This window comes from Streptomyces yerevanensis, assembly GCF_000716805.1.
GTDB classification, from domain to species: domain Bacteria; phylum Actinomycetota; class Actinomycetes; order Streptomycetales; family Streptomycetaceae; genus Streptomyces; species Streptomyces flaveus.
The window spans coordinates 36,630-50,657 of the sequence record NZ_JNWJ01000014.1 but is presented as its reverse complement, the minus strand read 5'-3'; the positions used below and the strand labels follow the sequence as shown (position 1 = coordinate 50,657).

General features: G+C 70.8%; 11 protein-coding genes. 6 read left to right on the top strand and 5 right to left on the bottom strand.

What is annotated here, in order from left to right; all coding sequences use genetic code 11:
- Window position 1: 1 nt before the first annotated feature.
- From OP79_RS16540 to OP79_RS16525, 4 genes are read right to left on the bottom strand one after another with little or no spacing between them, the layout of a single operon-like run.
- Window positions 2-1,768, bottom strand: coding sequence for an ABC transporter ATP-binding protein (locus tag OP79_RS16540; protein ID WP_033321176.1), 1,767 nt, complete (start codon window positions 1,766-1,768; stop codon window positions 2-4).
- A 5-nt stretch (window positions 1,769-1,773) separates the two neighbouring features.
- Window positions 1,774-3,516, bottom strand: coding sequence for an ABC transporter ATP-binding protein (locus tag OP79_RS16535; RefSeq protein ID WP_245685349.1), 1,743 nt, complete (start codon window positions 3,514-3,516; stop codon window positions 1,774-1,776).
- 46 nt (window positions 3,517-3,562) lie between these two features.
- Complete coding sequence (locus tag OP79_RS16530; protein WP_033320983.1) at window positions 3,563-5,431, bottom strand: ABC transporter ATP-binding protein; 1,869 nt, start codon at window positions 5,429-5,431, stop codon at window positions 3,563-3,565.
- Window positions 5,428-7,371 (bottom strand): ABC transporter ATP-binding protein, encoded by a 1,944-nt coding sequence (locus OP79_RS16525; RefSeq protein ID WP_078491830.1) that lies wholly within the window; start codon window positions 7,369-7,371, stop codon window positions 5,428-5,430. Before OP79_RS16525 ends, OP79_RS16530 begins: the two co-directional genes overlap by 4 nt.
- A 185-nt stretch (window positions 7,372-7,556) precedes the next feature.
- Between OP79_RS16525 and OP79_RS16520 the strand changes: the two genes are divergently transcribed.
- From OP79_RS16520 to OP79_RS16495, 6 genes are all read left to right on the top strand, one after another.
- On the top strand, window positions 7,557-8,468 hold the full coding sequence (locus OP79_RS16520; RefSeq protein ID WP_033320982.1) for an ABC transporter ATP-binding protein: 912 nt from the start codon (window positions 7,557-7,559) through the stop codon (window positions 8,466-8,468).
- Window positions 8,465-9,202 (top strand): ABC transporter permease, encoded by a 738-nt coding sequence (locus tag OP79_RS16515; RefSeq protein WP_033320981.1) that lies wholly within the window; start codon window positions 8,465-8,467, stop codon window positions 9,200-9,202. Before OP79_RS16520 ends, OP79_RS16515 begins: the two co-directional genes overlap by 4 nt.
- 3 nt (window positions 9,203-9,205) lie before the next feature.
- Window positions 9,206-10,507 carry a sensor histidine kinase gene (locus OP79_RS16510; RefSeq protein WP_211270809.1) on the top strand — a complete coding sequence of 434 codons (1,302 nt, stop codon included), beginning with the start codon at window positions 9,206-9,208 and terminating at the stop codon, window positions 10,505-10,507.
- A complete protein-coding gene (locus OP79_RS16505; RefSeq protein ID WP_033320980.1) occupies window positions 10,497-11,129 on the top strand; it encodes a response regulator in 633 nt (210 codons plus the stop codon). Before OP79_RS16510 ends, OP79_RS16505 begins: the two co-directional genes overlap by 11 nt.
- Window positions 11,130-11,460: 331 nt before the next feature.
- Window positions 11,461-13,110 (top strand): M4 family metallopeptidase, encoded by a 1,650-nt coding sequence (locus OP79_RS16500; protein ID WP_033320979.1) that lies wholly within the window; start codon window positions 11,461-11,463, stop codon window positions 13,108-13,110.
- 77 nt (window positions 13,111-13,187) lie between these two features.
- Window positions 13,188-13,706 carry a DUF1990 domain-containing protein gene (locus tag OP79_RS16495; protein ID WP_033320978.1) on the top strand — a complete coding sequence of 173 codons (519 nt, stop codon included), beginning with the start codon at window positions 13,188-13,190 and terminating at the stop codon, window positions 13,704-13,706.
- Here the strand turns inward: OP79_RS16495 and OP79_RS16490 are convergent.
- The gene (locus tag OP79_RS16490) at window positions 13,703-14,011 is read right to left on the bottom strand and encodes a hypothetical protein (RefSeq protein ID WP_033320977.1); all 309 of its coding nucleotides are present in this window, start codon (window positions 14,009-14,011) and stop codon (window positions 13,703-13,705) included. The two genes, OP79_RS16495 and OP79_RS16490, sit on opposite strands and share 4 nt — an antisense overlap.
- Window positions 14,012-14,028: the final 17 nt, after the last annotated feature.

Sequence of the window (14,028 nt, the reverse complement as noted above, 5' to 3'; positions counted from 1 at the left end):
CTCAACCGTCGTGAGCCTGGGCCTGCCCATGCCACGACCCCCAGAGCGCCGCATACGCCCCGCCCGCCGCCACCAAGCTCTCATGCGTGCCCACCTCCGTCAGGCACCCCGACTCCATGACGGCCACCCGGTCCGCGTCATGGGCCGTGTGCAGGCGGTGGGCGATCGCGATCACCGTGCGGCCGGTGAGCACGGCGGCCAGGGCGTGCTCCGTGTGGCGAGCCGTGGACGGGTCCAAGAGCGCCGTGGCCTCGTCGAGGATCAGCGTGTGCGGGTCCGCCAACACCACTCGCGCCAGGGCGAGTTGCTGAGCCTGTGAGCCGTCCGGACGGTGCCCGCTGGGGCCCAGCTCGGTGTCAAGGCCGGAAGCCAGCTCGGAAACCCAGTCCGCGCCCACCGCTGCCAGCGCCGCCCACAACTCACCGTCACCAGCGGACGGTTCGGCGATCAGCAGGTTGTCCCGGACCGTGCCCAGAAACACATGGTGCTCCTGGGTGACGAGCACGACCTGCCGCCGCAACTGCTCCGGGCCGAGTGCGGCGATCGGCACCCGCCCCACCGTCACCGTCCCCGAACTCGGCGCATCGACCCCTGCAAGCAACCGGCTCAGCGTGGTCTTGCCCGCGCCGGACGGACCGACGATCGCCAGCCGCTCCCCCGGCCGCACCGTCAGGTCCACTCCGCGCAACACCTCGCCCCCACGGTCGTACGCGTACCGCACCCCCGTGACATCGATCCGGTCGTCCTCCGGCGTGGGACAGGACGCCGCCGAAGCCTGCGGAGCCCGCCCCAGCCCCTCCACGCGGGCGAACGACGCGCCACTGCTCTGCAACTGCTCGACCCGCATCAGAATCGTGTCGAGCGGCGACTCGAGCTGGCGCAGATACAGCGCCGCCGCGATCACCGCACCCAGGCTCATCAGTCCCCGCTCGTGCAGGACACTGCCCGCCAGCAGCACGCCGACCACGGGGACGATGTACGAGACCTCCACGACCAGGAAGAACACGGAGCGCAGGTACAGCGTGTACATCCGGGTGCGACGGGACGTCTCCAGCGCGTCCCGGCTCGCCGCGATCCGCCGTCCCTGTAGGCCGAAGGCCTCGACCGTACGGGCTCCCGCCGCGGTGGCGGCCACGATCTCGGCGACCTCCGACGTGGCGGCGCCCTCGGCGAGATACGCGGTGCGCGCCCGGCGCAGATACCAGCGCAGCATGAACCAGATGCCGGCCTGACCGAGCACCGCACAGGCACCGAGCAGCGGATCGAGGAAGAAGACCGCGCCGAGGATGAACAGGCACTGCACGGTGGAGATCAGCAACTCGGGTCCGGCATCGCGCAGCGTGGTGCCCACCTGGGCGACATCAGCCGTGCCCCGCGCGGTCAGATCACCCGTGCCCGCCCGCTCCACGACCGAGGCGGGCAGCGACAGGGCCCGCTCGACGAACTGCTCGCGCACCCGCGCCAGCGTCCGCTCCCCGAACCGGTGTCCCACATAGCGGGCCCACCGCGTCAGCAGCAACTGCGCCAGCGCACACAGCAGGATGGCGAGCGCCAGCCGGTCCACGACCTCCACGCCACCGCCCGCCCTGACCTCGTCGATGATGCGGCCGAGCAGCCAAGGGCCGACGAGTCCGACGGCGGCGGCCAGCGCGTTCAGGGCGAGCACGGCGGTGAAGGCGCGCCCGTCCGCCCGGATCAGCCGCCCCGCCGCCCGCCGCACATCGGCCGCTTCGGCGACAGGCAGTTGACCGGACGACTGCTTCGTCACCGATGTCACCGAACGGCCTCCTCTGCGCCTGCGCCAGTTTCCGCGTCCGCGTCCGCATCGCGAGCCACGAGCGCCCGGTATCCGGGCTCCTCCTCCAGGAGCCGGTGATGGCTCCCGCTCGCCGCGACCTTGCCGTCGACCAGGTAGAACACGGTGTCCGCCCGGTCCAGTACGAGCGGCGAGGTGCTGGTCACGACGGTCGTACGGCCCGCCCGCTCGGCCCGCAGCCGGTCCGCGACGGCGGCCTCGGTGTGGGCGTCGAGTGCCGAGGTGGGTTCGACGGCGAGCAGTACTTCGGGGTCGGCCAGCAGCGCCCGCACGAGCCGTACGCGCTGGCGCTGGCCGCCGGACAGGCTGCGGCCCTGCGCGTCGACGGCCGAGTCGACTCCGTCGGGCAGGCCGAGGACGATGTCGTCGGCCGCGGCCGTGTGCACGGCGCGTGCGATGTCCTCCTCGCCGGGGTCCCGGCTGCCGGCCACCAGCTCCCGCAGTGTTCCCGCGAACAGGTCGGCCTCGTTGGCCGCGACCAGGATGCGCTCGCGCAGCTGCGCCAGTTCGATCTCGTCGAGGCGTACGCCACCCCAGGTCGCCGCCGACTCCACGTACCGGCCGAGGCGGTCGATCACGGCCGCGGACTCGGCGGGACGGGCACCGGCCAGCGCGGTCAGCCGGCCGGGCAGCACCCGCACTCCGGACTGCGGGTCGTGCAGCACCGAGGGCTCCGCGGGGGCGTCCCGTGTGCCGTGGTCGGCAGGCGGCTCCAGCCGCAGGAAATGGGCGACGCGCCGCGCGGCCACCAGTCCACGGCTGATCCCGTAGCTGCACTCCACGAAGAACCCCACCATCGGCACCAGGACGGCGACATAGCCGTACACCGACACCAACTCGCCCACGGTGAGCTTCCCTTGAGCGGCCTGCCGGGCCGCCAGCCAGGTCACCACGGCGAGGAACACCGTCGGCAGCCCGACGCCAAGGGCCTGGAGCCAGCTGGTCACCGCCCCGACCCGGTAGCCCTGGGCCCGCAACCGCTGCGAGTCCCGGTGGAAGGCGTCGGCCACCAGGCCCTTGCCGCCCAGGCCGTTGAGGACGCGCAGTCCGCTCGCGAGGTCGCCGATGCGCGCCGTCAGCACGCTCTGCCGTTCGCGGTAGGTGGTCTCCGCGTTCTGCAGCCGCGCCAGCAGCGGACCGGCCACGACGGCCATCGCCGGGATGCCGAGCAGGACGACTCCGGCGAGCAGGGGCGAGACCGTCAGCAGCAGCCCGGCGACGACCAGGTAGGCGACGATCGCGCCGACGCCGGGCCCGACAACGGTCAGGGACTGGCTGATCGTGTGGACGTCGCCGACGCCGATCGTGACGACCTCCCCGGCCCCGGCCCGGCGCGACAGCGCGGCGCCCAGCCGGACCGCATGGCCGACCACGACCTTCACCGTGCGGAAGTTGGCGTCCATCCGGAGTCTGGTCATGGTGCGGTGTCGCATGATGCTCAGCCAGGAGTTGAACGCTCCCATGCCGAGCAGTGCGGCGGCCCAGCCGATCAGCGCGGCCCGGTCACCCGGCTCCAGACCGTCGTCGATCGCGCGGGCCAGCAGATACGGCGCGAGCGCCATCAGCACGAACCACACGCTGGCCAGCAGCGCACCGGCGGCGGACCGGCCCGGCTGGGCCCTGACCAGCCACCACAGATACCGGCCGCCGCCGCGACAGTCGGGCGTACCCGGATCCCCGTACGCATCGATCTGCCCCACCCGTTGACCACCCTCCCCGTCGACTGTCGGATCACCTGCCCCGCCGTTAGACCAGGCTGTCCCGCCACGCCTGGTGCAGGTCCGCGAACCTGCCGGTCGCGGCGACGAGTTCGGCGGGCGAGCCGTCCTCGACGATCCGACCGTGCTCCATCACCAGTACCCGGTCGGCGATCTCCACCGTCGACAGGCGGTGCGCGATGACGACCGCCGTGCGGCCCCGCAAGACGGTGGACATGGCGCGCTGGACGGCCCGTTCGCCGGGGATGTCCAGCGAGCTGGTCGCCTCGTCGAGGATCAGGACCGCCGGGTCGGCTAGCAACGCCCGGGCGAACGCGACGAGTTGGCGCTGGCCTGCCGAGATACGGCCACCCCTTTTGCGTACGTCGGTGTCGTAGCCGTCGGGCAGGGCGGCGATGAAGTCATGGGCGCCGAGGGCCTTGGCGGCGCGTTCGATCTCCTCGCGGGTGGCGTCGGGGCGGCCGATGGAGATGTTCTCGGCGACCGTGCCGGAGAAGAGGAAGGCCTCCTGGGTCACCATCACCACACCGCGCCTCAGTTCGGGCATCGCGAGCTCGCGCAGGTCGACGCCGTCCAGGAGGATGCGGCCTGCCGTGGGGTCGTAGAAGCGGGCCAGGAGTTTGGCGAGCGTCGACTTGCCCGCGCCCGTCGAGCCGACCACGGCGACGGTCTGACCGGCGGGCAGCGTCAGGTCGAAGCGCGGCAGCACCTCGCCGCCCGTGCGGTAGCCGAACCGCACACCGTCGAAGACGACCTCGCGGCCCGGCTGCTCGGAGACGAGCGCGGGCAGGGGCTTCGGCTCGGCGGGCTCCGGAACCGTGGGCGTCTGGGCGAGCAGGCCCGCGATCTTCTCCAGTGAGGCGGCGGCCGACTGGTAGGAGTTGAGGAACATGCCCAGCCGGTCGATGGGGTCGTACAGGCGGCGCAGATAGAGGACCGAGGCGGCCAGTACGCCGAGCGCCAGCGACTCCGAGGCCACCCGGTACGCGCCCCACAGCACGATCGCCGCGACCGTCGTGTTGGCGACCAGCCGGGACTTGACGACGTAGCGGGCCATTTCCAGCAGGGCGTCGCCGTTCTTGCGCTCGTGCCGGTGGTTGAGGACCCGGAACTCCTTGTCGTTGGTGTCCTCGCGGCGGAACGCGCGCACCGGCCGGATGCCGTTCATCGTCTCGGCGAACTTCACGATCACGGCGGCGATCGCGGTCGAGCGGACGGCGTAGACGCGGCCGGCGCGGCGCCGGTACTGGCGGATGAACAGGTAGAGCGGCGCGAACGACGCCACGGCCACCGCTCCCAGGCCCAGGTCGAGCCAGAGCAGCATCGCCGAGATGTAGATGAAGGAGATGATGACGGTGATGAGTTCCTGCAGGCCCTCGTCGAGCAGCTCGCGCAGGGACTCGACGTCCGTGGTGGAGCGGGAGATGAGGCGGCCCGAGGTGTAGCGCTCGTGGAAGTCGATGCTCAGCGCCTGGGCGTGGCGGAAGATCCGGCCGCGCAGGTCGAGCAGCACGTCCTGGTTGACGCGCGCGGACGCGGTGATGAACGCGTACTGGAGCCCGCCGGAGGCCAGCGCGCACAGCAGATACCCGACCGCCACCGCGATCAGCGGCCCGTGCCGGTCGTCGCGGAACGCGGGGACGGCACGGTCGATGGCGTACGCCACGAGCAGCGGGCCCGCCTGCACCGCCGCCTGCTGGAGCAGGAGCAGCAGGGAGGTGAGGGCGACGCGGGCCTTCATCGGGGCGAGCAGGGAGCGCAGCAGGGCGGCGGTCGCGCCCGGTGGGGTGGGGAGGGCGTCGCGGTCGAAGGCGTCGCCTGTCTCCGGGGGGTCGCCGGCGGGCCGGTCCTTGCGGGGTTCCTGGTTCGGCGCGGTGGTGGTGGGCGCCGCGGTCATCGGTCGTTCTCCTTTTCCAGGACGGTCTCGCCGTACGCGCCGCTCTCGCCGTCCGCTTCTGGGGGTTCCGCTTCCAGATGTTCGGCTTCCGGGTGTTCCGCGCCGGACATCAGACGGGCGTACTCGGCGTTCGTGCGCAGCAGTTCGTGGTGGGTGCCGGTCGCGGCGATCCGGCCGCCGGAGAGCAGGGCCACGCGGTCGGCGAGCAGGACCGTGGACGGGCGGTGCGCCACGATCAGGGCGGTCGTCTCGGCCAGTACGCGGCGCAGGGCGGCCTCGACCGCGGCCTCCGTGTGCACGTCAAGGGCGGAGAGCGGGTCGTCGAGCACGAGGAAGCGGGGGCGGCCCACGACTGCCCTGGCCAGCGCGAGCCGTTGGCGCTGACCGCCGGAGAGGCTGAGGCCCTGCTCGCCGACCTGGGTGCCGGTGCCGTGTGGGAGGGCGTGGGTGAAGTCGGCCTGGGCGATGGCGAGGGCACGCTCCAACTCCCGCTCCCCCGCGTCCGGTTGAGCGCCCATGAGGACGTTCTCCCCGACGGACGCCGAGAACAGGGTGGGCTCCTCGAAGGCCACGGCGACCTTGGAGCGCAGTTCCTCACGGGGCATCGCCGTGATGTCCTCGCCGTCCAGCGTGATCCGGCCCGAGGTCACCTCGTGGAGGCGGGGGACGAGGGCGGTGAGGGTGGTCTTGCCCGTGCCGGTCGCGCCGACGAGAGCCATGGACTCGCCGGGCCGGATGTGGAGGTCGATCCGGTCGAGTACGGGAGGAGAGTCAGCGGGGGCATCGGGATAGCGGAACGACACGGAGTGGAACCGCAGACCGCCCGTGCTCTCCACGGAGGCGGCGTCCTCGGGCGACACCCGGCTGCCCGTGCTCTTCAGGCTCCCCGTACTCTCCGGCTCCGCGTCCATCACCTCGAAGTACCGCTCCGTCGCCGTCGCCGCCTCCTGGGTCATGGCCAGCAGGAACCCGATGGAGTCGACCGGCCAGCGCAGCGCCAGCGCGGTGGAGAGGAAGGCGACGAGTGTGCCCGCGGACAGCGCACCGTCCGCGACCTGCACCGTCCCGAGAACCAGCGCCGCCCCGATGGCCAGCTCGGGCAGCGTCATGATGACGGCCCAGATCGCGGCGAGCAGCCGAGCCTTGCGCAGCTCGGTGCCGCGCAGGGTCCGCGACAGCTTCCGGAAGGCCCGCGACTGGCTGCGGTGCCGCCCGAACCCCTTGATGATCCGGATCCCGAGGACGCTCTCCTCGACGACCGTCGTCAGATCGCCCACCTGGTCCTGCGCGAGCCGCGCCACATCGGCGTACCGCTTCTCGAAGACGGAACACACGACGATCACGGGCACGACAGGACCCAGGATCACAAGGCCGAGCGTCCAGTCCTGCGCCAGCATGATGAGCACGCCGACGACGATGGTCACGCCGTTGACCAGTAGGAACGTCAGCGGAAAGGCCAGGAACATGCGCAGCAGCATCAGGTCGGTCGTGCCCCGCGACAGCAGCTGTCCCGAGGGCCAGCGGTCGTGGAAGGCCACCGGCAGCCGCTGCAGATGCCGGTACAGATCCGCCCGCATCGACGCCTCGACACCGGCCAGCGGCCGGGCCACCAGCCACCGTCGCAGCCCGAACAGCAGCGCCTCGGCGAGCCCGAGCACCAGCAGAACCAGCGCCCCCAGCCACACCCCGCGCGGATCCCGGCTAGCCACAGGACCGTCCACGATCCACTTGAGGACGAGCGGGATCACCAGCCCCATGCATGAGGCGAGTATCGCGACGAACGCCGCCGTGAACAGCCGCGTCCGCACGGGCCGTACGTACGGCCACAGGCGCAGCAGAATCCGTACGACGGAACGGTCGCCGTCGCGGCGACCGGCCTGGGCTGTGTCCTCAGGGTTCGTGAGGTCCTTGTCATCGGTGACTGCGGGTGTAGTGGCCATCAGTAGTGAGCCTACGGATCGGCACTGACACCGCCCACCGAGTTTCGGCCGGTCCTGCGCTCCTTCGGAGGACCTAGGACCGGTCCGACCTGCGCAGTCGTAGCCCCGTATCAACCGATCGGCTGATGTGCCTTCGAGCGAGACGGCCGATGTGCTCCGCCCCTGCTGCCGGGGACCCTCGAGGCATGACCAGCGAACCCGTCATCGAAGTCACCGGACTGCGCAAGTCGTACGGAGGGAGGGCCGTCGTCGACGGGGTCTCCTTCGCCGTCGAGGAGGGGGAGATCTTCGGCATCCTCGGCCCGAACGGCGCCGGCAAGACGACCACCGTGGAATGCGTGGAGGGTCTGCGGATCCCGGACGCGGGCCGCGTACGCGTCACCGGCCTCGACCCCGTCGCCGACCACGACGCCGTCAGCCGCGTCCTCGGCGCCCAGCTCCAGGAGAGCGAACTCCAGGAGAAACTCACCGTCCGCGAGGCGCTGGAGCTGTACGCCGCCTTCTATCCGAGCCCCGCCGACTGGCGCCCACTCGCCGAACGCCTGGGCCTCACCGGCAAGTTGGACAGTCGGTTCGGCAAACTCAGCGGCGGCCAGAAGCAGCGCCTGTTCATCGCGCTCGCGCTGATCGGCGATCCGAGGGTCGTCGTGCTGGACGAGCTGACCTCCGGCCTCGACCCACGAGCCCGCCGTGACACCTGGGAGCTCATCGAGGACATCCGCGCGAACGGCGTGACTGTCCTCCTCGTCACCCACTTCATGGAGGAGGCGCAGCGCCTCTGCGACCGGATCGCGGTCATCGACCAGGGCCGGATCGCCGCGCTGGACACGCCCCGCGGGCTGATCGCCCGCGCCACGAACGCCACCCTCATCAGCTTCACGCCCTCGGTCCCGCTCGACGAACGCGACCTGGCCGCGCTGCCCGCCGTGGCGTCCGTCGAGTGCAAGGACGGCCGGATCACGCTCGGCGGCACCGACGAGACCGTCAACGCGGTCATCACGCTGCTCGCCCGGCAGCGCATCACGGCCCATCAACTCCGCGTCACCGACGCCACGTTGGACGACGCGTTCCTCGATCTGACGGGAGTCGCACGATGAGCAGCACCGCCGTACTGAAGACCGAGGCCCGGCTCTTCGGCCGCGAACCCGGCGCCCACTTCTGGATTCTGGCGTTCCCCACCCTGCTCCTGGTGCTCCTCGGCAGCATCCCAGGGTTCCGGACCACCCAGGAAGACCTCGGCGGCCTCCGGATCATCGACACGTACGTACCGGTGGCGGTGCTGCTCGGCATGATCGTGGCCGGCCTGCAGTCCCTGCCGCCGGGCATCACCGGCTACCGCGAACGCGGCATCCTGCGCCGTATGTCGACGACTCCGGTACGTCCGAGCGCGTTGCTGTCCGCGCACATGGGGCTGCACGGAGCCGCCGCCGTACTGTCGGCGCTGCTGGCGCTGTCGGTGGGCCGGATCGCGTTCGATGTGGCCCTACCACGCCAGCCCTTCGGATACGTACTGGCGCTGCTGCTCGCCGTGGCGGTCGCCCTCGCCATGGGTGCCCTGATCTCGGCGCTGGCCCGCACCTCGAAGGCGGCGACGGCCCTCGGTACCGCGGCGTTCTTCCCGAGCATGTTCTGCGCGGGTGTCTATATACCCGTCCAGACGATGCCGGACGTCCTCACCCGTATCGTCGAGTTCACCCCGTTCGGCGCGGCGGCCCAGGCCCTGAACGAAGCGGCAGCGGGCGACTGGCCGGGCTGGGACCACCTGGGGGTGCTCGTCGCGTGGACGGTAATCCTGACGGTGGCGGCCGCGCGCTGGTTCCGCTGGGAGTAGGCGATGCCGGCCGTGCAGACTGGGGATGTGACCGCGGCGGACATGCAGGACCGGCAGATCGAGAAGCGGTGGGAGCAGTTCCACACCTGGGGTCCGTACGGGCTGCTCGGTGTCTCCACTGCCCTCTCGGCCGTCACCGCCGAGCTGTTGGGCGGTCCCGTCGAGTGGGCCGTGGGCGGGGTCCTGATCGTCACCGCTCTCGCGCTCCAGATGTGGTGGGACCGGACCCGCCACCGCCGACCCGACCGCGGACTGACCCCCACCCGGACCGGGACGACGTACTACATCGTGCGCTGGGTGATCGCCTTCGTCCTCACCTGGATCAACCCGTTCTGCGCGTTCTACGCGGTCATGGGCTACTTCGACGCCGACAAGCTGATCCCGGGCAGACGTCGGCAGCGGCTCGCGCTGTTCCTCACCTCGATCGTCATGGCCGGCTCGCAGTCCGGCGGACTGCCGCCGAAGAACGGGATCCAGTGGGCGGTGTTCGCCGGGCTCCTGGTCGCCAACAACGCGATTCTGATGGTGTTCGCCCACCTCTCCGAACAGGAGGAGATCCGCTCCGAGGCCCGGGCCGCCACCATCACCGAACTCGAGCGCACCAACACCGCCTTGCAGCAAGCCCTCGACGAGAACGCCGCCCTCCACGCCCAACTCCTCGTCCAGGCAAGGGAAGCGGGCGTCGCCGACGAGCGACGGCGGCTCGCCGCCGAGATCCACGACACCATCGCCCAGGGCCTGACCGGCATCATCGCCCAGCTCCAGGTCGTCGCGAACGCCCCCGACCTGCCGACCGCCCGCACCCACCTCGACCGCGCCTCCGCCCTGGCCCGCCACAGCCTCGGCGAGGCCCGCCGCTCCGTGCAGAACCTCGCGCCCGTCGCCCTGGAGCACGACGGGCTGCCCCAGGCGCTGAAGAAGACGGTCGCCGAATGGGCCGAACGGACGGGCGTACGCGCCGAGTTCACGACCACGGGCACCGCCGAGCACCTGCACGAGGAGGTCTCGGCGACCCTGCTGCGCATCGTCCAGGAGGCCCTGTCGAATGCCTCCCGGCACGCCCACGCCGGCCGACTCGGCGTCACCCTCTCCTTCATGGGCGACGAGGTCGTCCTCGACGTACGCGACGACGGCCGCGGCTTCGACCCTCTCGCCCTCCCCTCCCGCAACGGCCACGGCGGCTTCGGCCTCGACGGCATGCGCGCCCGCGCCGAACGCATCGCCGGGTCGCTCACCGTCGAGTCCGAACCGGGGCACGGTACGGCGGTGTCGGCTCGCGTACCGTTGGTACGCCATGACCGATGACGCCATCACGCTCCTCATCGTCGACGACCATCCCGTCGTACGGGACGGTCTGCGCGGCATGTTCGAATCGGCACCGGGATTCACGGTGCTGGGCGAGGCGTCGAACGGCGTGGAGGCCGTGACGCTGGCCCAAACCCTGGACCCGGACGTCGTGTTGATGGACCTCCGCATGCCCGGCGGCAACGGCGTGGAGGCCATCGCCGAGCTGACCCGGCAGGGCGCCCGCGCCAAGATCCTGGTCCTGACGACGTACGACACGGACTCCGACACCCTCCCCGCGATCGAGGCGGGCGCGACGGGTTATCTCCTGAAGGACGCCCCGAGGGACGAACTCTTCACCGCGGTCCGCGCGGCGGCGGAGGGCCGTACGGTCCTGTCTCCAGCAGTGGCATCCCGCCTGGTCTCGGCAGTCCGAGCACCGGCCAACGAGCCGCTGTCGGCCCGCGAACGCGAGGTCCTGGCGCTGGTGGCCAAGGGCACCTCGAATCGCGAGATCGCCCGGGTCCTGTTCATCAGCGAGGCGACGGTCAAGACGCATCTGACGCACCTGTACGCCAAGTTGGGGGTCAAGGACCGGGCGGCGGCGGTGGCGGTGGGGTACGACCGGGGGATCTTGGGCTGAGTTCGGTACGGGTTTCCTCCGGCCGGGGGAAGCGCCCCGTAAGGGGCGCGGGGAACTGCGCGAGCAACCCAAGACGGCCCGCACTCGCCCACGAACCCAACTCCCCACCCCTGTAGGCGCCGCCGCAGGCGAATAGGCGCACGCCGCAGGCGAACGAAGCCTGGACGATTTCCGGCCAACATCCGTTCGCCCACTGACATGCACACGCCTCACCTGGCACTCTTCAGCTCACGCGGCACTCCCGCACAGCTGCCGCAGGCACCCCGCACCGCCCCTTCACCCGCCCGACGGGCCACCCATGCCTGTCGAGCACCCCCACAAAGGAGCTTGCGTGACCCCCCTCTACGCGCGTCACAAGCGCACGACTCTGGCCATCGCCACCGCCGTCGCGGCCGGAGCCCTCCTCACCGCCGGCCTGACCACCGGCGCCACCGCCCAGTCCGGCGCCAAGCCGTCCGCCGACACGCAACTCGCGGGCGCCCCGGTCCAGTTGTCCGCGGCAGCCCGTACGAGCCTGATCAAGAAGGCCGACGCGGCGACCCCCGAAACGGCGGACGAGATAGGCCTCGGCGCCAAGGAGAAGCTGGTCGTCAGAGACGTCATCAAGAACGCCGACGGCACCACGCACACCCGCTACGAGCGCACGTACGGCGGACTCCCCGTCCTCGGCGGCGACTTGGTGATCCACGAGACCAAGTCCGGCAAGACGGAAGGCGTGACCAGAGCGACGAAGGCCGACATCAAGGTCACCGACGTCACGCCCGACATCGCCAAGTCCACGGCGGAGAAGCAGGCGTTGAAGGCCGCCAAGGCGGAGGGCAGCAAGAAGTCCGCGGCCGACAAGGCCCCCCGCAAGGTCATCTGGGCCGCGAGCGGCAAGCCGGCCCTCGCGTACGAGACGGTCGTCGGCGGCTTCCAGCACGACGGCACCCCGCAGGAACTGCACGTCATCACGGACGCCACCACGGGCGAGAAGCTGTACGAGTGGGAGGCGATCCAGACCGGTACGGGCCACAGCCAGTACAGCGGCGACGTCACCATCGGCACCTCGCAGTCGGGCTCGACGTACCAGCTCAACGACCCGACCCGGGGCGCCAGCAAGACGTACAACCTCAACCGCGGTACGTCCGGCACCGGCACCCTCTTCACTGACGCCGACGACACCTGGGGCACGGGCGCGGCCTCCAACGCCCAGACCGCCGCCGTGGACGCGCACTTCGGCGCGCAGGTCACCTGGGACTTCTACAAGAACGTCCTCGGCCGCAGCGGCATCAGGAACGACGGCAAGGCCGCCTACTCCCGCGTCCACTACGGCAACGCGTACGTCAACGCCTTCTGGTCCGACGGCTGCTTCTGCATGACCTACGGCGACGGCGCGGGCAACGCGAAGCCGCTGACGTCGATCGACGTGGCGGGCCACGAGATGACGCACGGCGTCACCTCCAACACCGCGGGCCTCAACTACAGCGGTGAATCAGGCGGGTTGAACGAGGCGACGTCCGACATCTTCGGCACGGCGGTGGAGTTCTACGCGGCGAACTCCTCGGACGTGGGCGACTACCTGATCGGCGAGAAGATCGACATCAACGGCGACGGCACGCCGCTCCGCTACATGGACAAGCCCAGCAAGGACGGCGACTCGGCCGACGCCTGGTCCTCCAGCCTCGGCGGCCTGGACGTCCACCACTCCTCGGGCCCGGCGAACCACTTCTTCTACCTGCTGAGCGAGGGCAGCGGCACCAAGACGATCAACGGAGTCACGTACAACTCCCCCACCTCCAACGGCTCCACCGTCACCGGCATCGGCCGCGACAAGGCGGTCCAGATCTGGTACAAGGCGCTGACCGAGTACATGACGTCGACGACGAAGTACGCGGGCGCCCGCACCGCGACGCTGAGCGCGGCGAGCGACCTGTACGGCGCAACGAGCACGGAGTACAAGGCGGTCCAGGCGGCCTGGGCCGCGGTCAACGTGAACTGACGCTCAGCCGGTCACCGCACGCACATGGGCAGCCCCCGAAAAGAAGGCGTTCCGGGGGCTGCCCTACGCTGCTCCCCATGCCCTCCACGGAAACGCCCTTCACGTACGACGACGTGGGCGCGACCCGCGAGAACCGCACCCCGCCCGGCTACCACCCCCTGCACGTCAGAACGCGTATCGGCGAAGGCCGCAACGTCTTCGAGGCGTCCTCCCGCGCAGTCCTGACCTGGGAACTGCACCGCGCGGTAGGCGTAGGCATCACCACCGAAGCCCCCAAGGCCGCCCCCGGCGTCGAACTGACGGTCACCCTCGGCGGCCTCATCAAGGCCCCCTGCCGCATCGTCTGGACCACGGAAGAACCCCGCCGAGCCGGCTGGGCCTACGGCACCCTCCCCGGCCACCCCGAATCCGGCGAGGAAGCCTTCCTGGTCGAAATGACGGGCGACGGCACGGTCTGGCTCACGGTCACGGCCTTCAGCCGCCCGGCGAAGTGGTACGCGCGGGCCGGCGGGCCGGCGACGCGGGGGTTTCAGCATGCGTATGCGCGGAGGTGCGGGGTGGTGTTGCGGCGGTTGCATGGGGGTGGCGAGGTCTAGAGCCGGACGAGCCCATCGATGGACTCCAAGCCTGCATGCAGAGCAGGGGCAGGAGCCGCGCTCTCAGTCAGCAGCAGCACGCGGCTCGCCGGGTGTTCTGACGCGTAGAGCTCGTCTTCGTCATCGTCGCCCGGAATGGAGTTGGGCTGGATCTGCACGCGCCCATCGGAGTGTTCGGCTGTGTGGTAGACGCCGCGGTAGCAACTGTCCCGCTCGGTGAAGACCAGCCCGAGGCGACTGGTGACAAGCCGAGCCAACTCGCTCGGGCTGTGCGTACTGATGCCGTAAGTGGCGTATTCGGTCATGGGAGGGCAGACCTTAT

Bases quoted from the DNA above. Each gene is read 5' to 3' on its own strand.
- OP79_RS16520 (WP_033320982.1), top strand. From the start codon at position 7,557: ATGACCAGCGAACCCGTCATCGAAGTCACCGGACTGCGCAAGTCGTAC.
- OP79_RS16530 (WP_033320983.1), bottom strand. From the start codon at position 5,431: ATGACCGCGGCGCCCACCACCACCGCGCCGAACCAGGAACCCCGCAAG.
- OP79_RS16515 (WP_033320981.1), top strand. From the start codon at position 8,465: ATGAGCAGCACCGCCGTACTGAAGACCGAGGCCCGGCTCTTCGGCCGC.
- OP79_RS16525 (WP_078491830.1), bottom strand. From the start codon at position 7,371: ATGGCCACTACACCCGCAGTCACCGATGACAAGGACCTCACGAACCCT.
- OP79_RS16505 (WP_033320980.1), top strand. From the start codon at position 10,497: ATGACCGATGACGCCATCACGCTCCTCATCGTCGACGACCATCCCGTC.
- OP79_RS16510 (WP_211270809.1), top strand. From the start codon at position 9,206: ATGCCGGCCGTGCAGACTGGGGATGTGACCGCGGCGGACATGCAGGAC.
- OP79_RS16495 (WP_033320978.1), top strand. From the start codon at position 13,188: ATGCCCTCCACGGAAACGCCCTTCACGTACGACGACGTGGGCGCGACC.
- OP79_RS16490 (WP_033320977.1), bottom strand. From the start codon at position 14,011: ATGACCGAATACGCCACTTACGGCATCAGTACGCACAGCCCGAGCGAG.